Consider the following 22,749-nt stretch of genomic DNA (forward strand, 5'->3'; position numbering starts at 1 on the left):
CGCGTTCCGAGTCCGTTTCGGCTAGAGCGCCGCGCGTTTCAGCGTGACCAGCGCCTGTTCGCGAATGCGGACGTCGCCGACGGCGAGAATCTGCCCCGTGCCGTCGACCGGTTCGCCGCGCCAGTTGGTGACCTCGCCGCCGGCGGCCTCGACCACCGGAATGAGGGCCGACCAGTCCCAAAGCTTCAAGCTCGACTCTGCGACCAGATCCATTCGACCGGCCGCCACCATCGCATAGGCATAGGCGTCGCAGCCGTAGCGGGCGAGGCGGGCGGCGGCCCGCACCTGGGTCCATGCGCCGAGTTCCGAGCCGGTGAAGATTTCAGGATCGGTCGTGGAAATGACCGCATCGGTCAGGCGCTCGCAGGCGCGGGTCCTGATCGGCTTCGTCTGGCCCCGGCTCATCAGCACGGCGCCCGAGGGCCCTCCGAGGAAGAGCTCGCCGATATAGGGCTGGGAAATCGCGCCGACAGACGGCTCCCCCGCGACCCTCAGGCCGATCAGTGTCGTCCAGAGCGGCAGGCCGGAAATGAAAGCGCGGGTGCCGTCGATGGGATCCAGAATCCAGACATGCTCCGCGTCCGGACGATCCTCGCCATATTCCTCGCCGATGACCCCGTGGTCGGGATAGCGGGCGGCGATCAGACGGCGGATGGCGGCCTCGGCGTCCTTGTCCGCCTGGGTGACCGGGTCGAAGGCGCCTACTCCCGTAGAATTGGGACCGGCCTTGTTCTCCTCGGCATAGTCGCCGCGGAAGAAGGGCAGGGTCACCCCAGCCGCTTCACGGGCCAGTTCGACGGCGAAGGCTTCGAATTCAGTCATGAGGAGCGAGGGCCGAGGATGTGGGGTCAGGGTCGACACGACCTCTACCCCGCCCGTTTGCCGGTGTCCTCCCCCAAGGACCGGCTTCGGTTCTTATCCTCGGCCCCCGTCGCCTCGCCCCCTCCGAAGCGCAGGCCCTGCGGCTTAAGCCGCCGGCTCTTCGGCGTGGAGAGACTTGGCCAGGTCCAGCAGGCGCCGGCGCGGGCGCTCGCCGAGCTGGTAATAGGCCTGGATCAGGTCGAGGGTTTCCTTGCGGGAAAACATTTCACCGCCGTTGGCCCCGGCCGCTTCCTTGCGTTCCATGGCCTCGGTCAGGCCGTCGTAGAAATAGTTCACCGGCGATTCCAGCGCCTCGGCCAGCTGCCACAGGCGGGCGGCCGAGATGCGGTTGGCGCCGCACTCATACTTCTGGATCTGCTGGAAGCGGATGCCGACTTGCAGCGCCAGCTGTTGCTGCGTCAGGCCCAGAAGGCGACGGCGGCGACGCAGGCGGCGGCCCAGGTGAAGATCGATGTCGGTGGCCATGGCCCCATATTCCCCGTTTGGCGGGCTGTCCCGAAATGGAACGGCTCGCCTTGATCGCCGCAAACGATGTGCCGCTTTCCCCAAGGGAGGGAGTAGCCACGTTCGGCGAACAATTTATAGGGGTTAGGCCTGATGAGGTTTACCGTGACGCAACCTACCGCGACCGCGGGTGTTACCCCGACCAGCTAGTCAAGCTTGGAAGGATGACATCATGGGTCTGGGAATTATCGGTTGGCTGATCATCGGCATTGTCGCCGGGTGGTTGGCGGAAAAGGTCATGGGCCGCAATCACGGCCTGATCACCAACCTCATCGTGGGCGTGCTCGGCGCGTTCCTTGGCGGCTGGATCGCCGGAGCCCTGCTGGGCATTCCGGTCGGGGGCTTCAATATCGTCACCCTGATCGTGGCGTTCGGCGGCGCCTGCCTGCTCCTGTTCTTGCTGGGTCTGGTCAAGCGCCGCGCCTGACCGACAGCGCCGAACAACGAAAAGGGGCGGTCCTTGCGGGCCGCCCCTTCTTCATGTCCGCAGGACGGACTTACTGAACCGGCGGAGCGCGGTTGAACTCGCCGGAGCTCCAGGCCGTGACCACGGCGTCGCCCTGGACGCTGGCGCCGGAAGCCGGCACCGAGCGCAGGGTTCCGTCGGCCGAGCGCACCACGAAGCTCTCGACGCGGCCGGCGGAGTTGCGCGTCAGGCGCACGACCGAGCCCAGCATATTGCCGTCGGATCCATGGACCATGGCGCCGGTCGAGATGTTGAGGCTGGCGTCCGCGCCGTTCCGGTCTGCGGCGACCTGGGTATCCGACTGGACCGAGGCGGAAGCCGAGGCGTCGGCGGCGCTGCTCGCGGCCGATCGGGCATCGCGGACGGTGCTGCGGGTCATGTCAGTTGCGCCGCGTACGGTCGTACCGACCTGGCCGGTGATCGGTGCGGTCTGGGGCAGGCCCACGCCCACGCCGACCTGGGCGCCAACCTGTCCGGTGGAGCCACCCACTATCTGGGCCGAGGCGGGGACAGCGATCGCGAGGGCGGCCGCCGCAGTGGTCAAAAGAAGGGTACGCATCCTGGTTTCCTCATTGTTGGGCGCCGAGGGGACGCCGATAAAAAGAGAAACGCGCCGGCAGGCCGACGCGTTTCACAGAGTTAACGATCCGAAGCGGGATCAGTCGCAGATCAGGCCTGCGGCTGGACCGGCGGGGCGGCCGGCTCTTCCGGCGCCGGAGTTTCGGTCGGGGTCGGCTCGGTGACCGGAGTCTCCGTCGTGGACGGGGTAGCTTCAGGCGAGGCGGAATCCAGAGCGGGCTGCGGCGGGGCTTCGGTCGAGGCCGGAGCCGCAGACGAAGCGGCGTCCGGGGCGCTGCCCGGGATGGCCGGGGCGGCGGTGAACTCGGCCGTGGTCCAGCCGACGACGACACCCGCGCCTTCCGGCTTCAGGCCCGCCAGCGGCACGCCCTTCAGCTGGCCGTCCGTACCGCGCACGGTGAGCTCCTGGGCGCCGGCGTTGTCGCGAACGCCTTCGAGCTTGCCGAGGACGGCGCCGTCCGAGCCCTTGACGTCCGAGCCGGGCTGCAGCGACAGGGTGCCGGGCTGCTGGGCCGGAGCCGTAGCCGTAGCCGGGGCGGCGGCAGGCGCGGGGGTAGGGGCCGGGGCCGGATCCTGGGTCGCGTCCTGCGCGAAGGCGGCCGGAGCGGCGGTGAGCATCAGGCCGGCGATGCCGGTCAGAAGGGCGGTCTTGCGGATCATGTCCGTTCTCCGAATATCTGCGCGGCCGGGGCGCCGCAGGTTACAAACTCGCAATGTTTCTGATTGTTTCCTCTGCCCAGAAATGACCCCGGAGCCGACACGATTGGACGATTCACGGGATCGTGGCATCAGGGTCGGATGACGAACGAAGCCGAACCGCGACGCGGCGTCGCCCGCCGCCTGGCGGGCCTGGCCAAGGAGGCGACACCCCAGATCTTCGCGGTGGCCGTCTTCGCGGTCGGCGCCCTGATGATCATTTCGGCAGTGACCCCGGCCTTTTCCGACCGCCTGCGCGCATTGAGCGGATCGGTGTCGCCGGTCCTGATCGAACTGTCCCATTTCGCAGCCAGCGTGGTTGGCTTCCTCCTGCTGCTGCTCTCGGCGGGCCTGTGGCGGCGCCGGCGCGGCGCCTACTGGACCGCCCTGGGGGCCATGGGGGCCGGGGTGGTCTTCTCCCTGCTCAAGGGTCTGGACTGGGAAGAGGCCCTTGCACTCGCAATCATCGCCGCCCTGCTGATCCCCTGCCGGACAGCCTTCAACCGGCGGTCGCGGCTGGTCGAGCCCTTGCGGCCCGGCTGGCTGATCCTGCTGACCACGGCGGTGATCGCGGCGATCTGGCTGGGCTTCTTCGCCTATCGCGACATCGCCTATACCGACCAGCTGTGGTGGAGCTTCCTGACCGACCGCGAGGCCTCTGGCTTCCTCAGGGCGGTGGCGATCCTGGCGATCCTGACCCTCGCCATCGCCGCAGTATCCCTGCTGTCCTCCCCCGGATCGGGACGGCGGCGGCTGGCCAATCCGCAGGACCGCGCCAGGGCGCTGGCGGCCTTGTCCGAAGCCGATCACGCCACGCCCGAGGCCTGGCTGGCGACCTTGGGCGACAAGACCCTGCTGTTCAGCCCCTCTGGCCGCAGTTTCCTGGCCTACCGGGTGCGCGGCCGACGCTGGATCGCCATGGGCGAACCGGCGGGGCTGAGGAGCGAGCGACAGGATTTGCTGTGGGCCTTCGCCGAACTGGCCGACAGCTATGGCGGGGCGGCGGTCTTCTATTCGGTCGGGGAGGGCGTTCTGGCCGATCTGGCGACCATGGGGCTGGCCATGCGCAAGGTCGGCGAGACCGCCGTCGTGTCGGTCGGGGACTTCTCGCTGGAAGGCAAGTCCAAGCAGAACCTGCGCACCGCGATCAATCGGGCCGAGCGCGAGGGGGCCAGTTTCGAGGTCCTGCCGCCCGGATCGGCCAGCGCCCTCGTCGCCGAACTGAAGGCCGTGTCGGACGCCTGGCTGGCGGACCACAACGGCGCAGAGAAGGCGTTTTCGCTGGGCCGGTTCGATCCCGCCTATCTGGACCTGACGCCCCTGGCCGTGGTGCGCCAGACAACTGAAGCAACGCCAGACGGCCGCATCGTCGCCTTCGCCAACCTGCTGCCCGGCGAGGGGAACGACCGCGAGGTCGCCATCGACCTGATGCGCCACCTGCCCGACGCCCCTCCGGGGGTGATGGACTATCTGTTCATCCGCGCCATCCAGTGGTCGATGACGCAAGGGTTCGAAGCCTTCGACCTGGGCATGGCGCCCCTGGCCGGGCTGGAGGACCGCCGGCTGGCGCCCGTCTTCGCCCGCGTCGGCGCCCTGGTATTCGAGGAGGGGGGCGCCCTCTACGGCTTCCAGGGCCTCCGCAGCTACAAGTCCAAATTCGCCCCTGACTGGAAGGCGCGTTTCATCGCCGCCCCGGTTTCGACGCCCCTGCCGCTGGCCCTGCTGGACGTGGCCCTGCTAACCAGCGGCGGCTGGCCGGGAATGTTGGGGATCGGAAACGATGCGAAACCTGCAGCCCGATCAAAGACGCGATAAGCATCCCTATGGTCTGGCTTCAGCTTATTTCGTGAGGGGCCTCCGATGCAGCCCGGCTATGTCGCCCCCTCAAGTACCGAGGATTTCGCCTTGCCGACCCTGACCCACCTCCAGCGCCTGGAGGCCGAGAGCATCCACATCCTGCGCGAGGTCGTCGCCGAGGCCGAGCGTCCGGTCATGCTCTATTCCGTGGGCAAGGACTCGGCGGTGATGCTGCATCTGGCGGCAAAGGCCTTCTGGCCCTCTCTCCCGCCCTTTCCCCTGCTGCATGTCGATACGACGTGGAAATTCCGCGCCATGTACGAGATGCGCGAGCGGATGGCGCGCGAGCTGGGCTTCGAACTGCTGGTCCACCAGAATCCCGAAGCGCTGGCCAAGGGCATCAATCCGTTCGACCACGGCTCGGCCCTGCACACCGACCTCTGGAAGACCGAGGGATTGAAGCAGGCGCTGGACCTGCACGGCTTCGACGTAGCCTTCGGCGGCGCCCGGCGCGACGAGGAGAAATCGCGGGCCAAGGAGCGGATCTTCTCGTTCCGCTCGGCCGGCCACCGTTGGGACCCCAAGGCGCAGCGGCCCGAGCTGTGGCGGCTCTACAATGCGCGCAAGAGCCCGGGCGAGAGCATCCGCGTCTTCCCCATCTCCAACTGGACCGAGCTGGACGTCTGGCAATACATCCATCTGGAGAACATCCCGATCGTGCCGCTGTACTACGCCGCCGAACGGCCCGTGGTGCGGCGCGACGGCCAGCTGATCATGGTCGATGACGACCGGATGCCGCTGAAGCCCGGCGAGACGCCGGAGATGAAATCCGTACGGTTCAGGACGCTCGGCTGCTATCCCCTGACCGGCGCGGTGGAAAGTACGGCGGATAGTCTGCCCGCCATCATCCAGGAAATGCTGCTGACCACGACGTCGGAGCGTCAGGGCCGGGCCATCGACCACGATCAGGCCGGCTCGATGGAGAAGAAGAAGCAGGAGGGCTATTTCTGATGGCTCTCGACACCGCCACCCCCACCGCTCCGAACGCCTACAAGCCGTCGGACCTGATCGGTCAGGATATCGACGCCTATCTGGCCGCCCACCAGACCAAGTCCCTGCTGCGCTTCATCACCTGCGGCTCGGTGGACGACGGCAAATCGACCCTGATCGGCCGGCTGCTCTATGACTCGCGCCAGATCTTCGAGGATCAGCTGGCCCAGCTGGAGGCGGATTCGAAGCGGGTCGGGACGCAAGGCCAGAACATCGACTTCGCCCTTCTGGTCGACGGCCTGACCGCCGAGCGGGAACAGGGCATCACCATCGACGTGGCCTACCGCTTCTTCGCCACCGACCGGCGCAAATTCATCGTCGCCGACACTCCGGGACACGAGCAGTACACCCGCAACATGGTCACCGGCGCCTCGACCGCCGACCTGGCGGTCATCCTGGTGGATGCGCGCAAGGGAATCCTCACCCAGACGCGGCGACACAGCTTCCTCGTGTCGCTGATGGGCATCCGCCATGTGGTGCTGGCGGTGAACAAGATGGATCTGGTCGGTTATGACCAGTCGGTCTTCGACGCCATCGTCGCCGACTATGCCGCCTTCGCGGCGCAGGTCGGGCTGGCTGATGTGCTGGCCATTCCCCTGTCGGGTCTGGCGGGGGACAATATCGCGTCGAAGAGCGACAAGACCCCCTGGTATTCCGGCCCGGCCCTGATGGAGCATCTGGAGACGGTCGAGCTGGACGCAGACCGACTGCAGGCCAAGGCCTTCCGGATGCCGGTGCAGTGGGTCAACCGGCCCAATCTGGACTTCCGCGGCTTCTCCGGCCTGATCGCCTCGGGCGTGGTGCGGCCCGGCGACGCGGTGCGGGTCGAGCCCTCGGGTAGGACATCGACCATCGCGCGTATCGTCACGAAAGACGGCGATCTGGATCAGGCCGTCGCCGGACAGTCGGTGACCCTGACCCTGGCCGACGAGGTCGACTGCTCGCGCGGCGACATCCTGGCCGCGGCGACCTCCGCCCCCGAGGTCGCCGACCAGTTCGAGACGACCATCGTGTGGATGGCCGATGAACCCCTGCTGCCGGGCCGCCCTTATCTGCTCAAGATCGGCGCCCGGACGGTTTCGGCCCAGATCACCGAGATCAAGCACGAGATCAACGTCAACACGCTCGAGGAGCGGGCGGCGAAGTCCCTGCCGCTGAACGGCATCGCGGTCTGCAACCTGTCGTTTGACCGGCCGATCGGCTTCGATCCGTATTCGGAGGTTCCGGACACCGGCGGCTTCATCCTGATCGACCGGATGACCAACGCCACGGTCGGAGCGGGGATGATCCGCTTCGCCCTCAGGCGGTCGCAGAACATCCACTGGCAGGCGCTGGACGTCACCAAGGCCTCGCGGGCCTCCGATCTGGGCCAGAAGCCGGCAGTGATCTGGTTCACCGGCCTGTCGGGCGCCGGCAAGTCGACTATCGCCAATCTGGTCGAGAAGAAGCTGCGGTTCGAGGGCAAGCACACCTATCTGCTGGACGGGGACAACGTCCGTCACGGGCTGAATCGCGACCTGGGCTTCACCGATGCCGACCGGGTCGAGAACATCCGCCGCGTAGGCGAGGTGGCGAAACTGATGCTGGACGCCGGTCTGATCGTCCTGACCGCCTTCATCTCCCCCTTCCGCTCCGAGCGGCGACTGGCGCGCGAACTGCTGGGCCCGGGCGAGTTCTTCGAGGTCCATGTCGACACCCCGCTGGCGGTCGCCGAGGCCCGCGACGTGAAGGGGCTCTATGCCAAGGCCCGGGCTGGAACGCTGAAGAATTTCACCGGTGTCGACAGCCCCTATGAGGCCCCCGAAAGTCCGGAGATCGTGGTCGACACGGCCTCAATGACCCCGGAACAGGCGGCCGAGATGATCGTCGAACGCCTGCGTCAGGGCGGCTATCTGCGGCCCGATCCGGAGTTCTCGGAAGGTGGCGGGGTCTAGGCTCAGAACAGAAAAAAGGCCGCGTCAGACGACACGGCCGGAGTTTTTCTTGGGAGGAAACACCCTGGAAGGAGGGTGGGACGCCGAAGCGTCTGTAGCCCATCTATGCACGATGGACCGGATCGCAAGCGCTGCCGTTCCCTTTGCGTTCCGCGACACTCTGTCGTTCACTGGCGGACCGAGTCGCGGAGAGCCCCATGACTGAAACCCTTTCCGCCGCCCAGGCGCGCCGCATCGCCCTGGCCGCGCAGGGCTTTGGGGCCACGCCGGGAGCCCTTGGCGCGACAGCCTTTCGCCGGACGGCGCGCAGGCTCGGCGTGATCCAGATCGACAGCGTCAATGTGGTGACCCGTACCCACTATCTGCCCGCCTTCTCGCGTCTGGGCGCCTATCCGCGCGACCTGCTGGAGAGCGAGGCCTGGGGCAGGAAGCGCAGCCTTTTCGAATACTGGGGGCATGAGGCCTCGCTGCTGCCGGTGGAGACCCAGCCCCTGTTCCGCTGGCGGATGGCGGCCGCCGAGGCGGGCGAGGGCATCTGGGGCTCCATCGCCCGCTTCGGTCACGAGAAGAGCGACTATGTCGACGGCATACTGAGGGAGATCGAGAAACGGCGCGGCGTCACCGGCGGCGACTTCGCCACAGGGCCGCGCGGGGCGCCCGGCTGGTGGGAATGGTCGGATGGCAAGCGGGCGCTGGAGTGGCTGTTCTGGACCGGACGGATCACCACCCTGACCCGGCGCGGCTTCGAACGGGTCTATGACCTGCCCGAACGCGCCCTGCCCCGCGCCGTGGTCGAGGCGCCGACGCCGAGCCCTGAGGACGCCCAGCGCGAACTGGTGCGTATCTCGGCCCGGGCCATGGGGATCGCCACGGCCGCCGACCTGCGCGACTATTTCCGCCTGCCGCTGGCCGACAGCCGGGCGCGGATCCACGAACTGGTCGAGGCGGGCGAACTGATCGCGGTGACGGTCAAGGGCTGGAACAAGCCGGCCTTCCTTGATCCCGCCGCACGCAAGCCGCGCCGCATCGAGGGCGCGGCGCTTCTGTCGCCGTTCGACAATCTGATCTGGTTCCGCGACCGGACCGAGCGGCTGTTCGGGGTCCGGGTCCGGCTGGAGATCTACACGCCCGCCCACAAGCGCGAGCACGGCTACTACGTCCTGCCCCTGCTGCAGGACGAGGCGATCACGGCCCGTGTCGATCTGAAGAGCGACCGCAAGGGCGGAGCGCTGCTGGTCCAGGCCGCCTGGCGCGAGCCGGACGCCAATGCCGAGACGCCGCGCGTCCTCGCTGAACAGCTGCGGTCCATGGCCGGCTGGCTGGGGCTGGAGCGGGTCGAGGTCATGGAAAAGGGCGACCTTTCGGCCGCCCTTTCGGAAGCGCTTCGCGTTGAAGCCTCTTAGGCTTCGATCACCGTCTGGACCCAGTTGTGCGGGTCGGCGACGCGGCCACGCTGAATGCCGACCAGCTTGCCGAGCATGTCGGTGGTCACCGGGCCGGGCTTGCCGTCACCGATGGTGAAATCGCCGCCGGGCGAGACCACCTTGGAGATCGCGGTGAGGACCGCGGCGGTGCCGCAGGCGAAGGCTTCGACCACCTCGCCCGAGGCCACGTCGGCGCGCCACTGCTCAAAGGCGTAAGGCGCCTCCCGAACCGTGACGCCGGCGTCCTTGGCCAGCTGGATGATCGAGGCGCGGGTCACGCCCGGCAGGATGGTGCCGCCCAGCGGTGGGGTCTGCAGCGAGCCGTCCTTGAACACGAAGAAGACGTTCATCCCGCCCAGTTCCTCGATCCACTTGCCCTCGGCGGCGTCGAGGAAGACGACCTGGTCGCAGCCGTTGGCCACGGCCTCGGCCTGGGCGATCAGGCTGGCGGCGTAGTTGCCGCCGCACTTGGCCGCGCCGGTGCCGCCGCGCGCGGCGCGGGTGTAGTGCTCCGACACGCGGATGGTGACGCTGTTCTTGCCACCCTTGAAATAGCCGCCGACCGGCGAGGCCAGGACGACGAACAGATATTCATTGGCCGCGCGCACGCCGAGGAAGGCCTCGGTGGCGATCATGAAGGGGCGCAGATACAGGCTGCCCTCGCCTTCCGGGATCCAGTCGGCATCGGTCTTGACCAGTTCGGCGACGGCTTCGAGGAACAGGTCTTCCGGCAGGACCGGCATGGCCAGACGTTCGGCCGAGGCGGCGAAGCGGCGGGCGTTCTGCTCGGGGCGGAACAGGGCCACGCGACCGTCGTCGGTCTTGTAGGCCTTCATCCCCTCGAAGATTTCCTGGGCGTAGTGCAGGACCGAGGCGGCGGGATCGAGCGGGATCGGGCCGCGCGGCTCGACCTTGTGCGAGTGCCAACCCTGACCGGCGGTGTAGCGGATCGTCACCATGTGATCCGAGAACACCCGACCGAAGCCCGGATCTTCCATCAGCACGGCGCGGTCGGCGGCCGTGACGAGCGACGGATGGGGAACGCGGGTAAAGGCGGCGGTCATGGACGGTCTCTCGCAAGGGACTTTGGGCGCGCATGGAATAGCCGCGCATAGCCGGGACAACTAGCCGGTTTTTACCGCCGAGGTCGATTCTTTCGACGATCCTGACGCGGACCCTCAAGCCGAAAGGCCGTCGTTACCGTCGATGCGGCGTCTGGGCGAGCAGCAGCAGGATGAACAGCCCCATGACGGCCGCGGGCGAAAGTTCCCCGGGGTGGAACCGATCGCCGATACAGACATCCTTGCGCAGGATGTCCTGAACCAGGTCGGGGTCGTCGCCGAGCACGGTCCAGCTCTCGAACAGCCGGCCGGTGACCGCCCGGGACTGGATCAAGGCGATCTCGTCATCGCCGCCTTCATCGCGAAGGGCCAAGCACGACACCCAGATCGCCGTGATCGCCACCGTCAGCTTCTGACGCCCTAATTCCTCAGACCCAGACCCGTCCCGCCGAACGGGCTTTCGGTGAACTTGCCAGAGGCCAGACGGATCGCGGCGAAGCGACTGAACTCGCCGTCTCCCGCCAGTCGGGTGTCGATGAGCGCGCGCTGAATGCCGCGAATGGCGTGCAGGTCCAGACCGTCGTACCGGGCCCCTTCGCCCAGGTCCTGAGCGATGATCTCCAGCTGCACGATCATCTGGGCGGAGTTTTCGGGCGCATGCGACAGGATGCTGGCTTCGGCCAGATCGATGACGGTCAGGCCGTTCTCGTCCTCGAGTTCGAGATCTGGCGACGACAGGGTCTCGGCGTTTTCGGCCCAGAGCAAGGCGTGGCTCATGAAGGCCTTGTGATCAATCTCCGCCATGGCGGTTCTCCGATACGGGGTAGGGAGCGCGGCGGACGCCGCACGGTAAAAAGGCTTATGCGGCCGGCCGGTGGTCCCGGGCGATGCGGGTCAGGGCCCGCCCTTCCCAGGCGCCGAACAGGGCGATGCTCATCATGAAAAACCATGAGAACCAGCGGATGGAGACCATGGTCCATGCGAGAGTATCGAGCCTGAACAGGGCCACCACATGGGTCGCCAGCGCCATCAGCTGACACCCGGCCGCGAAGACCAGCCACCAACGATCCCGGGTCAGGGCCATCCAGAGCAGGATGACGAACAGCGCCAGGGACGACAGCGCCACGGCCCAGCGAAACCCACCGACCGTGTAGGTCTCGATGAAGGGCGTCAGCAGCAGAATGCCGACGAGCAGGACCGCGCCACGCCGCTCGGGCCATCCTCCCAGAGCCCCCAGGACGAAGAGGGAAGCGAAGGAAAAGACCACGAAGGGCGTGAACACGATCCCCGGCACATCATGACCCTCAGGCGACGACCGAAAGGCGGCCGGTCGTTCCGCCGGTCGTGCCGGGCTTGCTTTCGGTGGCGCCGTCCATGCGCCAGACGACGCCGTGATCCTGAGCGACCTCCAGAAGCCCGCCGTGGGCCGAGACCGTCGCCATCCGCGCGGCGTTCAGGGCCGACAGGCCGCTGACGATCTCCGTCAGACTCTCCTGGCCGACGGCGGCGGCGAGATTGGCGGCCTTGCGTCCATCGATCATCTGGGCTCCCAGCCGGAACATCTCGGCCAGGGCGGCGTCGACCGCATGTTCGGTCGTGCGCAGCTGGCGAGCAATCTTGATGCCGGCTTCGTGCTTGTTGGTCATGGTTCTGTCCCCCCCAAGGGTGCGATCGTGAAATCGCGTCAGGTCGCTCCGGGCGGCGCCAGCCGATTGCCCAGATCCGCCAGCGCATTGACGAGGGCGATCCCGAGCAAGGCCAGGCCGGTAAGGCCCAGGAAGGTCAGGACGACCCATCGCAACCGGCCAGAGGTTCCCGGTAGAACCGGGAGGTCACGGCCGAAGAGCTGGGGACGCGGGAGGATCGGTTCCGGCGGCGACGGAGCGGCTGTCGCCATCGCAGGAGGCGCCACAATCGTCACCCCGGGTATGTCGATCGCGCCGTATAGCGGATGAACCGCTAGGCGCCCCATGGCGTCGCGCCGGTCCGACGCGCCTAGCCGACGCATCGCTTCGCGGATGTGATTGCTGACCGTATCGGGTGAGATGTTCAGGGCGCGCGCGATTTCCTTGTCGGTGCTCGCCGCCCGACGAAGACATTCCAGCTGCATAGGCGACAGCGGCCGTTCCATCGTGTTCCCCAACCCGATACGCGCGAACCATTCTGGCTCTTCGCCACGATCATGACTGTCCGCAACCCGACGTCCAGCCCGTCGAGGGATGAAATTCACCTCGCGTCAGGCGGCACGGGTCAGGTTTTCAACCTGAAGTATACATTCGGGGAGAAATGGCGCACCCGACACGATTCGAACGTGTGACCTTTGCCTTCGGAGGGCAAATATTCCGGCTTACTCTAGGTTCCCTTGTGAATACGTAGCGATAGAATTGCATGCAAAATCAATCGAAGGCAAGCGACCTAGCGCCACAGAGGTTTTTACGTGTTACTTCTCGGTGATGACCATGTGATGACCAATGGGGCTTGCCGTGCGTGATGACCAGAAGACGGCCAAGTTGAATAAGACGCTCGTCGATGCCCTGTCGAGCAGCGACAGCCGCTTCACGGTCTGGGATACTGAACTCAAGGGCTTTGGTATCCGCATAGGTCCTGGCGCAAAAACTTACCTCGTCCGCTACCGCGTAGGTGGGGGACGAACGGGCACGCTCAAGCAGCTCACGATCGGCCGCCACGGCACCCTTGCACCCGATGAAGCGCGGAAGATCGCGAAGGCCAAGCTTGCAGAGGTCGCGGCCGGCGGAGATCCCCAAACCAGCCGAGAAAAAAAGCGCCAGGAGATGACTATCTCGGAGCTCTGCGACAACTACCTGCAGAATGGCGTCTCAACGAAGAAAGCATCGACACTCTACGTCGATCGCAGTCGGATCGAGCGGCACATCAAACCGCTGCTCGGCGGCCTGAAAATCACGGAGGTCACCCGGGCAGTCGTAGAGAAGTTCCGAGATGATATCGCAAAGGGCACCACCGCCGTCGCTACTAAGCCCAAAGGCAAGCGGACTCGCGCAGACGCGCCAGTGACAGGCGGCAAAGGCGCGTCGACAAGGACCATGGGACTGCTGGGCGGCATCTTCTCCTATGCCGTCGGCCGAGATCTGGTTGCCACAAATCCGGTTCGCGGCGTACAGCGATTCAAGGGCAAGGCGGCCGAGCGCTTTCTGTCGGTCGAAGAGTACGGCCGCTTGGGCGCGGCGCTAGAGGCCTGCACGGCTGACGGATACAATGATCAAGCACTGACGATCATCCGCCTGCTTCTCCTGACCGGGGCCCGCAAGGGCGAGATAGAGCAACTCCGCTGGTCGGAGGTCGACTTCAGTTCGAAGTGGCTCAGGCTCGGCGACAGTAAAACCGGTGCGAAAGCTATTCCGGTCGGGGACGCGGTGATTGAGATTTTGCAGAACCGGCGCGGCAATCAGATCGAGGACGGTTGGGTGTTCCCAGCAGCTTCAGGGGAGGGCTATTTTGTCGGGACGCCTCGGATCTGGAATGTCGTCCGGAAGCGGGCGGGCCTCCCAGATGTCCGACTGCATGACGCGCGACACGGCCACGCCTCACTTGCCGCGGCTGACGGCCAGCCACTCCAGGTCATTGGCGCCATCCTGGGCCACAAGGACGTCAAGACGACGAGCCGGTATGCTCACCTTGCCGATTCACCTCTGCGCCAAGCGGCGGATCGCGTGTCGGGATTGGCGGATGCGGCGATGAGAGGTGGGAAGTGATGGGTATCGGGGCAGACCGGAGAGCAGCAGCAATCGCGCACATGCAACGCGAGAAGCATTCTGGGACTTGGGACGCGTCACGCGGCGACGTCGCCCTGAGAGTTGGGCCCCTCCCTATTCCTCCGGGTTACTGGACGCTTGCTGAAGTGTGTGATCGATGGGTCCGCGCATCACTTGACCGGTTAGACGCGCCGGATGATCGCACTCAAAAAGACCTTGCTGACGCCTCCATCCCTGCAGTTCTAAACCAGCTAGTTTCAGGACAGGTGCAGGCTTACGCCGTGTCTCCCGACCGAGCAGTCAGCCGCATACCATCGACGACGTGGCTCAATTTGTCCCAAGAGCCGGGCGCTCTGGAAAATGCGATGCAATCAATCGCTGACGACTGCCTGACGGGAGCGGCTTTCGAGCCTTACTACGTGGGCTGTACAGCTGTCGTCGACGAAGGAACCTTCGCGGCGATCGGCAAAGAGCCCGATGTCGAGTTAACGGTGGCGCGAGACCCGGTCAGGCCATGGCGCGACTTCTCGAGCACCTCTGCATGGGTTTCATCGGATGAGGCAACAGCATTCATAGACGACATCTTGGCCGCCCACGGCGAGCGTGCGCCGCGCCCCATCGATCGATCGCGGGCCTTGCATAAGTATCTCGTGGACCATGGCGCACCGATCGAATTTTCGTCGGTGGAGTCCCTGCGCAGGCCAGGACGAATGAGACGCAAAGCGCAACAGAACTAGTTCGTTCGCATCTGTTCGGACCCGTGCGTCGCGCGGCTCAGGCCGTGAAGACATGTTGGTTCCTGTCAGCACACAACGTGCGCAGGAGACAAAACGATGTCCACTAGCGATCCCGACCAGTTCCTCAACACAGACCAGGCAGCGACACTGCTCAGTCTGTCAGCTTCCTATCTTCGCAAGCTCCGGCTGACCGGAGGTGGCCCTTCCTTCTCGACGCTCGGCAGTGGCTCGCGCGCTGACGGCGTTCGCTACCGTCGCGGCGCCCTGTTGGCCTGGGCCGAAAGTCGCTCGGCCTCAAGCACATCCGAGCGCGATGCCAAGGTGGCTGCGTGATGGAAGTCCTTCAGCGCATCCGGGATCTCGCCCCGGCCCACGACATCGTCTTCATCCTCGAAGATCAGCCGAACTGCGATTGCGACGACGGCTACCTCCAATACGGTATCTACCGGCGCCTGCATCTGACGGCCGAGTGTGTCCGGATCGCCCGTTCTCCTGACTTCGAGCAGGCCCTCGCTTTCCTTCGCGCAGAGATGGAAGCGATCCGGGACGAGCGAGCCGGTGGCGAGGTGGTGAAGTCGCGATGAGCCCCTTCGCCTCCGCCGCCCCTGACCTTCTCGCTCTCGGTTACCACGTCCTTCCGGTAATCCCGGGCGACTGGACCAAGCATGCCGGACGCGGAAAGGCCCCGGGCGAGTACCGCTCGTCGGCATGGCAGGGCCTGTCGAAATGGCAGCGCTTTCGCGACAGCACGCCCTCGGCGTTCGAGCTCGGCCTCTATACGAAATGGCCGGACGCCAACATCGGCCTGGTTCTCGGCTCGACCGGGCGGCGTGACCTGCACGTCGTGGCGCTGGACTTCGACGCCAAGGATGCGGATGCGCTCGACACCCTGCTGCGTGCGGCGCCGGCCAGCCCCATGGTCAAGCGCGGCCGCACCGGGGAGACTCGGTTCTATCTCGCGCCCAAGACGCTGAAGTCCAAGCCCTACGACGGCCCGGACGGACGGCTGCTCGACCTGCTGACCGGCTTCGACACGCGCCAGACCGTCGTGCCGCCCAGCATCCACCCCGACACTCTTCGTCCGTATGAATGGCTCCAGGGTCCGGTCGCGGCGTCTGACCTGCCCGTCCTGTCAGAGGATGACATGGAGGCGCTGGAGGAGGCGCTGGAGCAGTGCGGCTGGGAGCGTGGCGGGCGTGCAGGGGGTGCAGTTGTCCGAAAGGAGCGGACATCTGACGCCGTTGACCCCGACGACATCTGGTCCGAGACCAAGTCCGCCGCACTCGCCGATCTCCCCAAATGGGTTCCGGCCCTCAACCTGTATGGATGTCGTCCTGCACGGGGTGGCTACGAGGCTGTCGCGCACTGGCGTCCGTCGTCCACCGGTCGCCCCATGGCCGAGCGCAAGCTGAACCTGTCGATCCAGGCCACAGGCATCAAGGACTTCGGGACCAACGACACCTATTCGGCGATCGACCTCGTCATGGCGGCGCTCGACGTGGATCAGTCGGCGGCGACGAGCTGGCTGCGCGAGCGGCTGGGACTGGATGACACGGGCGTGGTGATCGACGTCGAGGCACTTCTTGCAAGCCAGGAAGAGCGAGACCTGCCCGAGCCGTTGAGGGGGCTCTCTGAGCGCCCGCTGACGACGGCGCCGGCGTTTGCCGGGTCCGACGGCGCGATTGGCCGTGCTGAGGATAACGTCGGAGCGGTGGCGGGCCCTTCCGCTCCGACCGAGATGCCCGCGCACCTGCTGCAGGTCCCGGGCCTCGTGGGCGATCTCATGGCCTGGATGTCGCGCACTGCGCAGCGGCCTCTGCCGATCATCAATCTGGGTGCCGCCCTTTGTATTGTCGGCACCCTCGCGGCCCGGAAATGGGCCACGCCGACAGAGGGCGGCACGCACCTCTACATTCTCGGGCTGGCAGGCACGGGGCAAGGCAAGGACCACCCACGCCGAGCCGCCACGCACATCCTCGCTGCGGCCGGCCTCAAACGTTTCATCGCCCCGTCGAGCTGGAAAAGTGACTCGGCGCTGGTCCAGCATGTCAGCCGGAACCCGGCGTGTGTATCCTTCAGTGACGAAGTCGGCGAGTTTATTGGTCGCCTGAACAGCAAGGGCGCATCGACGCATGAGCGTGGCGTTTCCGGGGTGATGCGTGAACTCTGGGGCGTGAACTGGGGCATCCACACGCCCCCAGGCTGGGCCGCATCCCGTGACCGACAAACCGTCGAGCCGATCAGTGCGCCCGCTTATTCGTTTCTCGGCCTGTCAGTACCAGAGGCGGTCTGGGAGGCGCTTGCCGGCTCAGATCTGAGCAACGGGTTCGCCAACAGGTTTATCGTCTTGGCGAGCGACCAGGATGTCCCCGAGCAGGACCCTGATGAAAGCGTCTTCGACGTGTCCGAGACGCTTCTCCAACGGCTGCGCGACCTCGTCGAGCACGGCGGCGCGCTGTCCAACATGACGATGCATCACGGCGAGACGTCTGCCCCAATGGTCAGGGTCCCATGGGAAGGCGGACGAGGCGGGCCCGCTCATCAGGTGTTCAAGGCCTTTCAGGAGTTCTGCCGGCTTCAGCCTGAGAGCGAGACGCTCATGAAGCGCACCGCAGAGATTGCCTGTCGCCTCGCAACCATTCGCGCGATCGGCATCGCTGGCCCGGACGCGGTAGTCACCGTTGCGGATATCGAATGGGGTCGGGATGTCGCAACATGGAGCGCTCGGCGCATGATTGCCGACACCGCCGCCTACATGAGCGAGTCGGACCACCAAGCCCGCGCCAAGTTCGTTCTTCGTCACTTGAACGAAGCGCCGGACCGCTACCTCTCCCGCACTGCGCTGTGCCGCAAAGTGAACCACCGGTTCGACGGACGTGTGCTCGATCTCGTGCTTGAAGGGCTGGTGGATGCGGGTCAGGTCCGCTTGAAAGAATCGGATCGGAAAGGGGCCGGGCGAAAGCCGACTGGCTATTTCGCACTCTGATGGGCAATTCTTTCGCGATTTTTCAAGGTGCCTATTTGAAAGAATGCGGCCCGCAAATGCCCGCCACCACTGGTCGCGCCGGACAACATCGATTCTTTCAAGAAGAGAGAGGGACCTCCGTCAAATTCAACGAAACAGGTCCGTACCCCCCTCCCCTTGAAAGAATTCAAAACTCGCCAGCTCGCCAGGCTCGGTCGTTCGAATGACCAATGCTCCATCCGACCTCTCCCCCGACGAGATCGAGGCCTGCCTCACCCAGCTCGTCCGAACGGTCCAAGCCCAAAGCACCCTCATCCAGGATCTGGTGCAGGTGGCCGTCGCCCTCGATCCGGCCGCTATGGAGCCCCTTCGCGACCAAGCCGCCAAGGAACATGCTCGTGCTTGCGAGGAGCGCTGGACAGCTCCCGACGCTGACGAACGGGAATACCTCTTCCGAACCCGGTTCCTCGCCTACGACCTGGCGCTCGCTCGTGCAGGGTCGTTCTACAAGCCCTGCGAAGTCGTGAGCCTGGACGCTGTGTGTCGGAAGTGAGCGCGTTTCTGAGCGTGCGTGGAATAGGGCCGTGCGCTGCTTTCAAATGCATCCATGGACGGCGAAACCACCGACATCAAAGCGATAAAGCCGCGCGCTCGGCAGATTAGACCCCCAGTTGAGGCCGCGATTCAGCAAATCGTGACCCGCGGAGCCAGCATTGCGGACGCAGCGCATTCCGTTGGAATGGCGAAGAAATCTCTCGCCATCGCCCTTCGCAAGCCATGGATCGTGGACCGGATAGCAGATGTCAGGCGTGAGTGGTTCGCCTCCAAAACCTTCGAGGCATGGGTTGGTATGGCTGAGCTGGCTTCCAGCGCCATCTCGGAGGATGTCCGCCACAAGAGCCTGAAGGTCTTCATTGAGCGCGCCGGCGAACTTCTGCCGCCGTCAGACAAGGGCAGCAGCGGGCATCAGGCCGTTCAAATCATCATCAACTCGTCCCCCGATCGAACTGGCGTGGTGATTACGCAGCCGAACTCCGCCGGAGTGTTCGAAGCGGAGCCATTTAGCCCGTCCCTGCCCGCCACCGCGGACGTCGACGATGAAGACTGAGGCGCCCTTCCCGCCTCTGCTGGTCCATGAGCGCGGCGACCTCGCCCACGCCTTGGCACAGCGCCGGCTATCACTCGGCCTAACCTGCGAGGAGTTCGACGCTCACACCGGCTGGGCGGATAGGTTCGCAACGAAGCTGGAAAACCCCCATTCGCCGTCCGGCAAGCTGGGCTTTCACTTCGAGTTTCCTACGGAGTTCCTGCCTGGCGGGTCGGTTCGCTGCTCGGGGATGGCGGAACTCTGGCTGACCGCGCTGGGGCTTCGTCTCGTCCTCGTCGACGGAGCCACCGCCGACCTCATAGGCGCCAAACCCGCGCCCCCTCGCCCACCCCGAACAAATCCAACGGCCCAGGGCCATGCCCGCCGCCGAGTTGTCAGTGGAAGGTACGCCGCTATGTCAGCCCCTGCTTTCGAAGTCCTCGACCGCACCCACGTCGCAGCCGAAGCGTTTCGCGCGGCCGTGATCGATCATCCGTATGTCGCAGCGGATCCGACATTGAAGGCCGAGGCCGAAGCCATCGAGACCGCGATGCAGGCCCTCTACCAACGCATCGGCCAAGTGTGAGCTGAAGTGGTCGGCTCGACCCATTTTCGCGTGGGGCCCGATCCAGACCGGATCGCGATTGCTGAAGCGCGACGGCTTGCCTTGCCCGCTCCGAACGAGCCCACGGGGGATGAGCCGCTTCCTCCCCAGCTTGAGGATGCTGTCGCAATGGCGCTTCGCCTGGGCGTGCCGGTGGCAGCGGACCATTACCAGATCGACCGATCCGCGTTGTCGAGCCATGTCGGTCGCGTGAAGCGAAACGCGCCGGCTGGCACCTACCCGCGGGCGGCAACGTCCTATTCGTGCTTCGCCCTTCGAGTGTACGGGGAGGTCTAAGGTTCGCTTTTTGGGAAACCCACTCCCGCAGCCGCATAGGCCGCGCGCATCGAACCAAACCGCTTGTGGTAGGCGGTCAGCGACGGCATCGACCGATCCGCTGAAATCAATCCCGTCGAAATCCGCCCCTCGCGCGCGTGTAATGCTCTCAGCGCTCCCAGCATCTCCTCGTCGGAAATGCGAGTGCCTATTGGTCTGCCGAGCCGGTTGGTGATGCGCGGCTGGCCGACCAGCTCAGAGGCGTTCGAGAGTGACCCGAAGCGCTTGTAGTAGTTCGACGCCTTGTCCGGCCCCAGGGTGCGGTCGATCAGCGAGTGGGACACGCGTCCGTGTCGTGCGACGACCAATCTGAGATCATCGAGCATCTGCTGGTTCGTGCGGTGGCGGCGGTAGCCTGGCGTTCCCCTAAGCCCAGCCGCCCGGCGAAAATCCAACTTGGTAATGATCGGGTCGAAGGCTTGCCGCCTGATCCACTGATCTTCCGGTTTCGCGATGGCGGCGCCGTGGAAGCGCTTGGTCGTCTTTCCGAAGGTCACTACGCCCGTCAGCAACTCGCACGTCAGCACGTGTCGAACCCGCTGGTTTGTCCAGGGCGTCCCGTCGATCCAGGTGTCGCCGCGTTTGTTCAGGGCGCGCGCGATCTCGGAGGGGCGCATGTTCTTGTCGAGGGTCAGCCTGAATATCCGTCGCACGATGGCGATCTCGGCCGGATCGCCGCGCATGTGACGCACGGTCTGCGTAGCCCGGCTCTTTCGTTCGCCGCGCAACAACAACCGCCCGAGCGATCCATCTGGGTTCACCTCGACGCGGCCGACTCCGATTGGGCAGGCCGCCCCTGACACATTCCCCATCTCGGCCAAATGGACCTTGGCGCGGGAGACGCGTCGCGAGAGGTCGCGACTGTACTCGCCAGCCATTACCCGGCGGAGCTGTTTCATGATCGAGCCTGCTGGATCGTCGCCGAAGCTCTCGCTGCAGTACACGACGCGAACCCCAGCCTGCCGGCACATGAACTCGTAGTGCGCGGCCTCGTCGGGATCCTGATATCTCCCCCAGCGGCTGACATCGTAAACGAGAAGCGCCTCAAACCCGCACTTGCCGCTGATGATCTCGGAAAGGAGGTTGGCCAATCCGGTCCGGCCTTTGATGGTCACTCCGCTCTTGCCGGCATACCGATAGGTCTCGACGACGGAGTAGCCATTTTGCTGAGCGTAATCGCGGATAGCGTTCGCCTGGTTGTCGAGCGAGTACCTCTGGCTCTCGGTAGACATCCGCAGATACTGCGCCGCCCTAACCTCGGGCTGATGGGCTTGACTGGTCATGGACGATCCTCGTGGTTCGATGGATCGTACAGCGAGAGAAGCTGTCCGCGGCGCCAATAGGCGGTCATTGATGCCACGGCGTTCTAAGGCCTGATAACACCCGATTATCGGGCTTCAGGGAACGCGGATGTGAGGGTGGCTTAGCTTGTGCCTCAACCTGCCAAATGGTCGGTTGCCCGTATGGCGATCGGCGCACCTCTTCCCATCCCGGCAGACCCGCGTGAGCTGCCTCCCTTGCTCAACATCGCGACGGTCTGCGCGCTGATCGACTGCACGCCGGCGCAGTTCAAACGTCACCAGACTTCCGGACTGATCCCGCCTTTCGCGCCGGGAGCGGCGGCCAAGCTGCTGGTTCGCGACGAGCTCCTCAAACGCATAGGATTGATGCCGGATGAAGAGGCCCGGGTGGAAGACCCATGGATGTCTGATCCTAAGCGATATCAGCAAGCTCTCGCTTGGGAAGTACGTCGTAGCAAAGCCACGGCCAAACGGGACCTATAGGATCCTGTTTCAGGTCCCGGCGCGCATCCGCCCTCCGGGTTGGCCGCCAGTCATTCCCCTTCCCCACTCTGACCAGCGAACCGGCCGCCTGGACGCGCTCGAAATCGCCGCGATACGGGAGGACGCCGCCAAGGCCTATGCCGATATGAAGCGCGCGCAGCTGACCGGTCGCATCGCCCCCACACCCCGCACGCCAATGGCAACGCTGGTTCATAGGTGGCAGACGTCCCCGGAATGGCGCCTCCTCACCCCGAAGACGCGCCAGGGATACGCCTACTACGCTGTTCGGGTCATGGCATGGTCGCGGGAGTGCGGACATCCTGACCCCCGGCTGATGACCCAGCCCGCGGTTCGCTCCTTCCTCGCGAACTTCGAAAAAACGCCGACCACGCGTAAGCATGTCGCCAAGGTGCTGCGGCTCATCATGGGCGAGGCGGTGGCGGCTGGCTGGCGCACGGACAACCCGGTTCAGGGCATCCGTATTCGCCTTCCCAAGACGCCCAAACTGGCGATCTGGGAGCAGAGCGACGTCGACGCCTATTCGGCGGAGGCCACCCTGCAAGGCCGGCACAGCGTCGCGGCGATGATCATCCTGGTCTGGGAGATTGGTCAGCGGCTGACGGACCTTCAACAGTTCAAGGCCGGCATCGACTATGACGCTGGTCGCGGTGTTTTCTCGTTCGCTCAGTCCAAGACAGGCGCACAGGTGACGATTGCGGTCAGTTCGATGTTGCGTGGCGTTCTCGCCGACTTGTGTCGCTCCGACGGCGAGGCGCTGTTCCTGGATGAAGCGACAGGCAATGCCTTCGACACCTACCGTCTGAGCCACGAGTTCCGGCGGGTTCGGACCGCGGTGGAGAGGGCGGGTGGTCGCGGTCTCGTCCTCCGGCAATTGAGGCACTCGTGTGTGATCCAGCTTGCTCGGGCCGGATGTACCGTGCCGGAGATCGCCAGCATCACAGGCCACACGTTCGGGTCGGTGAACGGTATCTTGTCGACCTACCTGCCGCGGGATGGGACGGTGGCCAGAAATGCTCAAATCAAGCGGGGTTTGATCCCGCAAGAAGATAGGCCCGACGCGTGATGCGCCGGGCCCGTCGGTGCTCTGCCAA

26 protein-coding genes are annotated in these 22,749 nt (G+C 65.4%); 15 read left to right on the top strand and 11 right to left on the bottom strand.

Annotation, left to right across the window (positions count from 1 at the left end):
- Window positions 1-21 precede the first annotated feature (21 nt).
- Both hisN and IFJ75_RS14210 read right to left on the bottom strand, forming a co-directional pair.
- A complete protein-coding gene (gene hisN, locus IFJ75_RS14205) occupies window positions 22-822 on the bottom strand; it encodes a histidinol-phosphatase (RefSeq protein ID WP_207868831.1) in 801 nt (266 codons plus the stop codon).
- A gap of 144 nt (window positions 823-966) precedes the next feature.
- Window positions 967-1,347: a helix-turn-helix domain-containing protein gene (locus IFJ75_RS14210; RefSeq protein WP_207868832.1), complete on the bottom strand. Its 381-nt coding sequence runs from the start codon at window positions 1,345-1,347 to the stop codon at window positions 967-969.
- Between the two features lie 211 nt (window positions 1,348-1,558).
- Between IFJ75_RS14210 and IFJ75_RS14215 the strand changes: the two genes are divergently transcribed.
- The gene (locus tag IFJ75_RS14215; protein WP_207868833.1) at window positions 1,559-1,813 is read left to right on the top strand and encodes a GlsB/YeaQ/YmgE family stress response membrane protein; all 255 of its coding nucleotides are present in this window, start codon (window positions 1,559-1,561) and stop codon (window positions 1,811-1,813) included.
- Window positions 1,814-1,883: 70 nt separating this feature from the next.
- Here IFJ75_RS14215 and IFJ75_RS14220 read toward each other — a convergent pair whose 3' ends face one another.
- Both IFJ75_RS14220 and IFJ75_RS14225 read right to left on the bottom strand, forming a co-directional pair.
- Complete coding sequence (locus IFJ75_RS14220; RefSeq protein WP_207868834.1) at window positions 1,884-2,411, bottom strand: hypothetical protein; 528 nt, start codon at window positions 2,409-2,411, stop codon at window positions 1,884-1,886.
- 110 nt (window positions 2,412-2,521) lie between these two features.
- A complete protein-coding gene (locus IFJ75_RS14225; RefSeq protein WP_207868835.1) occupies window positions 2,522-3,091 on the bottom strand; it encodes a superoxide dismutase in 570 nt (189 codons plus the stop codon).
- A gap of 138 nt (window positions 3,092-3,229) precedes the next feature.
- Between IFJ75_RS14225 and IFJ75_RS14230 the strand changes: the two genes are divergently transcribed.
- The 4 genes from IFJ75_RS14230 (at window position 3,230) to IFJ75_RS14245 (ending at window position 9,311) form a co-directional block, all read left to right on the top strand.
- The gene (locus IFJ75_RS14230) at window positions 3,230-4,942 is read left to right on the top strand and encodes a phosphatidylglycerol lysyltransferase domain-containing protein (protein ID WP_207868836.1); all 1,713 of its coding nucleotides are present in this window, start codon (window positions 3,230-3,232) and stop codon (window positions 4,940-4,942) included.
- Between the two features lie 45 nt (window positions 4,943-4,987).
- A complete protein-coding gene (cysD, locus tag IFJ75_RS14235) occupies window positions 4,988-5,935 on the top strand; it encodes a sulfate adenylyltransferase subunit CysD (protein WP_207868837.1) in 948 nt (315 codons plus the stop codon).
- Entirely contained in the window at window positions 5,935-7,908 is a 1,974-nt protein-coding gene (gene cysN, locus IFJ75_RS14240) for a sulfate adenylyltransferase subunit CysN (protein ID WP_207868838.1), read from the top strand. The genes cysD and cysN overlap by 1 nt, the downstream gene beginning before the upstream one ends.
- Window positions 7,909-8,105: 197 nt before the next feature.
- Window positions 8,106-9,311 carry a winged helix-turn-helix domain-containing protein gene (locus IFJ75_RS14245; protein WP_207868839.1) on the top strand — a complete coding sequence of 402 codons (1,206 nt, stop codon included), beginning with the start codon at window positions 8,106-8,108 and terminating at the stop codon, window positions 9,309-9,311.
- On the opposite strand, the gene IFJ75_RS14250 is transcribed toward IFJ75_RS14245, so the two are convergent.
- The 6 genes from IFJ75_RS14250 to IFJ75_RS14275 form a co-directional block, all read right to left on the bottom strand.
- Window positions 9,308-10,396 carry a branched-chain amino acid aminotransferase gene (locus IFJ75_RS14250; protein WP_207868840.1) on the bottom strand — a complete coding sequence of 363 codons (1,089 nt, stop codon included), beginning with the start codon at window positions 10,394-10,396 and terminating at the stop codon, window positions 9,308-9,310. The two genes, IFJ75_RS14245 and IFJ75_RS14250, sit on opposite strands and share 4 nt — an antisense overlap.
- Before the next feature lie 133 nt (window positions 10,397-10,529).
- Entirely contained in the window at window positions 10,530-10,766 is a 237-nt protein-coding gene (locus IFJ75_RS14255; protein ID WP_207868841.1) for a hypothetical protein, read from the bottom strand.
- A gap of 47 nt (window positions 10,767-10,813) precedes the next feature.
- The gene (locus IFJ75_RS14260; protein WP_207868842.1) at window positions 10,814-11,197 is read right to left on the bottom strand and encodes a hypothetical protein; all 384 of its coding nucleotides are present in this window, start codon (window positions 11,195-11,197) and stop codon (window positions 10,814-10,816) included.
- Between the two features lie 55 nt (window positions 11,198-11,252).
- Window positions 11,253-11,687, bottom strand: a complete 435-nt coding sequence (locus IFJ75_RS14265; protein ID WP_207868843.1) for a hypothetical protein — start codon at window positions 11,685-11,687, stop codon at window positions 11,253-11,255.
- Between the two features lie 10 nt (window positions 11,688-11,697).
- Window positions 11,698-12,039, bottom strand: a complete 342-nt coding sequence (locus IFJ75_RS14270) for a hypothetical protein (RefSeq protein WP_207868844.1) — start codon at window positions 12,037-12,039, stop codon at window positions 11,698-11,700.
- Window positions 12,040-12,077: 38 nt separating this feature from the next.
- Window positions 12,078-12,524: a helix-turn-helix domain-containing protein gene (locus tag IFJ75_RS14275; protein WP_207868845.1), complete on the bottom strand. Its 447-nt coding sequence runs from the start codon at window positions 12,522-12,524 to the stop codon at window positions 12,078-12,080.
- A 352-nt stretch (window positions 12,525-12,876) separates the two neighbouring features.
- Here IFJ75_RS14275 and IFJ75_RS14280 point away from each other — a divergent pair, with 352 nt between their 5' ends.
- From IFJ75_RS14280 to IFJ75_RS14310, 8 genes are all read left to right on the top strand, one after another.
- Entirely contained in the window at window positions 12,877-14,124 is a 1,248-nt protein-coding gene (locus tag IFJ75_RS14280; protein ID WP_207868846.1) for a site-specific integrase, read from the top strand.
- Window positions 14,125-14,489: 365 nt separating this feature from the next.
- Entirely contained in the window at window positions 14,490-14,861 is a 372-nt protein-coding gene (locus tag IFJ75_RS14285) for a hypothetical protein (protein ID WP_207868847.1), read from the top strand.
- A gap of 96 nt (window positions 14,862-14,957) precedes the next feature.
- Window positions 14,958-15,194, top strand: coding sequence for a helix-turn-helix transcriptional regulator (locus tag IFJ75_RS20215; protein WP_404822044.1), 237 nt, complete (start codon window positions 14,958-14,960; stop codon window positions 15,192-15,194).
- Window positions 15,194-15,445 carry a hypothetical protein gene (locus tag IFJ75_RS14290; protein WP_207868848.1) on the top strand — a complete coding sequence of 84 codons (252 nt, stop codon included), beginning with the start codon at window positions 15,194-15,196 and terminating at the stop codon, window positions 15,443-15,445. Before IFJ75_RS20215 ends, IFJ75_RS14290 begins: the two co-directional genes overlap by 1 nt.
- Window positions 15,442-17,847, top strand: a complete 2,406-nt coding sequence (locus tag IFJ75_RS14295; RefSeq protein WP_207868849.1) for a bifunctional DNA primase/polymerase — start codon at window positions 15,442-15,444, stop codon at window positions 17,845-17,847. The genes IFJ75_RS14290 and IFJ75_RS14295 overlap by 4 nt, the downstream gene beginning before the upstream one ends.
- A gap of 202 nt (window positions 17,848-18,049) precedes the next feature.
- Complete coding sequence (locus IFJ75_RS14300) at window positions 18,050-18,379, top strand: hypothetical protein (RefSeq protein WP_207868850.1); 330 nt, start codon at window positions 18,050-18,052, stop codon at window positions 18,377-18,379.
- A gap of 54 nt (window positions 18,380-18,433) precedes the next feature.
- Window positions 18,434-18,934 carry a hypothetical protein gene (locus IFJ75_RS14305; protein WP_207868851.1) on the top strand — a complete coding sequence of 167 codons (501 nt, stop codon included), beginning with the start codon at window positions 18,434-18,436 and terminating at the stop codon, window positions 18,932-18,934.
- A complete protein-coding gene (locus tag IFJ75_RS14310) occupies window positions 18,924-19,499 on the top strand; it encodes a hypothetical protein (protein ID WP_207868852.1) in 576 nt (191 codons plus the stop codon). The genes IFJ75_RS14305 and IFJ75_RS14310 overlap by 11 nt, the downstream gene beginning before the upstream one ends.
- A 311-nt stretch (window positions 19,500-19,810) precedes the next feature.
- Here IFJ75_RS14310 and IFJ75_RS14315 read toward each other — a convergent pair whose 3' ends face one another.
- Window positions 19,811-21,136 (bottom strand): recombinase family protein, encoded by a 1,326-nt coding sequence (locus tag IFJ75_RS14315; RefSeq protein ID WP_207868853.1) that lies wholly within the window; start codon window positions 21,134-21,136, stop codon window positions 19,811-19,813.
- A gap of 180 nt (window positions 21,137-21,316) precedes the next feature.
- Between IFJ75_RS14315 and IFJ75_RS14320 the strand changes: the two genes are divergently transcribed.
- Both IFJ75_RS14320 and IFJ75_RS14325 read left to right on the top strand, forming a co-directional pair.
- Complete coding sequence (locus IFJ75_RS14320; protein WP_207868854.1) at window positions 21,317-21,637, top strand: hypothetical protein; 321 nt, start codon at window positions 21,317-21,319, stop codon at window positions 21,635-21,637.
- A 334-nt stretch (window positions 21,638-21,971) separates the two neighbouring features.
- Window positions 21,972-22,721 carry a tyrosine-type recombinase/integrase gene (locus IFJ75_RS14325; protein ID WP_207868855.1) on the top strand — a complete coding sequence of 250 codons (750 nt, stop codon included), beginning with the start codon at window positions 21,972-21,974 and terminating at the stop codon, window positions 22,719-22,721.
- Window positions 22,722-22,749: the final 28 nt, after the last annotated feature.

This window comes from Brevundimonas goettingensis (assembly GCF_017487405.1).
GTDB lineage: Bacteria > Pseudomonadota > Alphaproteobacteria > Caulobacterales > Caulobacteraceae > Brevundimonas > Brevundimonas goettingensis.

Excerpts from the sequence above, each read along its gene's own strand:
- IFJ75_RS14275 (WP_207868845.1), bottom strand. The coding sequence starts at position 12,524 with ATGGAACGGCCGCTGTCGCCTATGCAGCTGGAATGTCTTCGTCGGGCG.
- IFJ75_RS14290 (WP_207868848.1), top strand. The coding sequence starts at position 15,194 with ATGGAAGTCCTTCAGCGCATCCGGGATCTCGCCCCGGCCCACGACATC.
- IFJ75_RS14215 (WP_207868833.1), top strand. The coding sequence starts at position 1,559 with ATGGGTCTGGGAATTATCGGTTGGCTGATCATCGGCATTGTCGCCGGG.
- IFJ75_RS14295 (WP_207868849.1), top strand. The coding sequence starts at position 15,442 with ATGAGCCCCTTCGCCTCCGCCGCCCCTGACCTTCTCGCTCTCGGTTAC.
- IFJ75_RS14305 (WP_207868851.1), top strand. The coding sequence starts at position 18,434 with ATGGACGGCGAAACCACCGACATCAAAGCGATAAAGCCGCGCGCTCGG.
- IFJ75_RS14260 (WP_207868842.1), bottom strand. The coding sequence starts at position 11,197 with ATGGCGGAGATTGATCACAAGGCCTTCATGAGCCACGCCTTGCTCTGG.
- IFJ75_RS14320 (WP_207868854.1), top strand. The coding sequence starts at position 21,317 with ATGGCGATCGGCGCACCTCTTCCCATCCCGGCAGACCCGCGTGAGCTG.
- IFJ75_RS14250 (WP_207868840.1), bottom strand. The coding sequence starts at position 10,396 with ATGACCGCCGCCTTTACCCGCGTTCCCCATCCGTCGCTCGTCACGGCC.
- hisN (WP_207868831.1), bottom strand. The coding sequence starts at position 822 with ATGACTGAATTCGAAGCCTTCGCCGTCGAACTGGCCCGTGAAGCGGCT.
- IFJ75_RS14245 (WP_207868839.1), top strand. The coding sequence starts at position 8,106 with ATGACTGAAACCCTTTCCGCCGCCCAGGCGCGCCGCATCGCCCTGGCC.
- IFJ75_RS14325 (WP_207868855.1), top strand. The coding sequence starts at position 21,972 with ATGACCCAGCCCGCGGTTCGCTCCTTCCTCGCGAACTTCGAAAAAACG.
- cysD (WP_207868837.1), top strand. The coding sequence starts at position 4,988 with ATGCAGCCCGGCTATGTCGCCCCCTCAAGTACCGAGGATTTCGCCTTG.
- IFJ75_RS14270 (WP_207868844.1), bottom strand. The coding sequence starts at position 12,039 with ATGACCAACAAGCACGAAGCCGGCATCAAGATTGCTCGCCAGCTGCGC.
- IFJ75_RS14315 (WP_207868853.1), bottom strand. The coding sequence starts at position 21,136 with ATGACCAGTCAAGCCCATCAGCCCGAGGTTAGGGCGGCGCAGTATCTG.
- cysN (WP_207868838.1), top strand. The coding sequence starts at position 5,935 with ATGGCTCTCGACACCGCCACCCCCACCGCTCCGAACGCCTACAAGCCG.
- IFJ75_RS14310 (WP_207868852.1), top strand. The coding sequence starts at position 18,924 with ATGAAGACTGAGGCGCCCTTCCCGCCTCTGCTGGTCCATGAGCGCGGC.
- IFJ75_RS14225 (WP_207868835.1), bottom strand. The coding sequence starts at position 3,091 with ATGATCCGCAAGACCGCCCTTCTGACCGGCATCGCCGGCCTGATGCTC.
- IFJ75_RS14210 (WP_207868832.1), bottom strand. The coding sequence starts at position 1,347 with ATGGCCACCGACATCGATCTTCACCTGGGCCGCCGCCTGCGTCGCCGC.
- IFJ75_RS14300 (WP_207868850.1), top strand. The coding sequence starts at position 18,050 with ATGACCAATGCTCCATCCGACCTCTCCCCCGACGAGATCGAGGCCTGC.
- IFJ75_RS14230 (WP_207868836.1), top strand. The coding sequence starts at position 3,230 with ATGACGAACGAAGCCGAACCGCGACGCGGCGTCGCCCGCCGCCTGGCG.
- IFJ75_RS14285 (WP_207868847.1), top strand. The coding sequence starts at position 14,490 with ATGCAATCAATCGCTGACGACTGCCTGACGGGAGCGGCTTTCGAGCCT.
- IFJ75_RS20215 (WP_404822044.1), top strand. The coding sequence starts at position 14,958 with ATGTCCACTAGCGATCCCGACCAGTTCCTCAACACAGACCAGGCAGCG.
- IFJ75_RS14220 (WP_207868834.1), bottom strand. The coding sequence starts at position 2,411 with ATGCGTACCCTTCTTTTGACCACTGCGGCGGCCGCCCTCGCGATCGCT.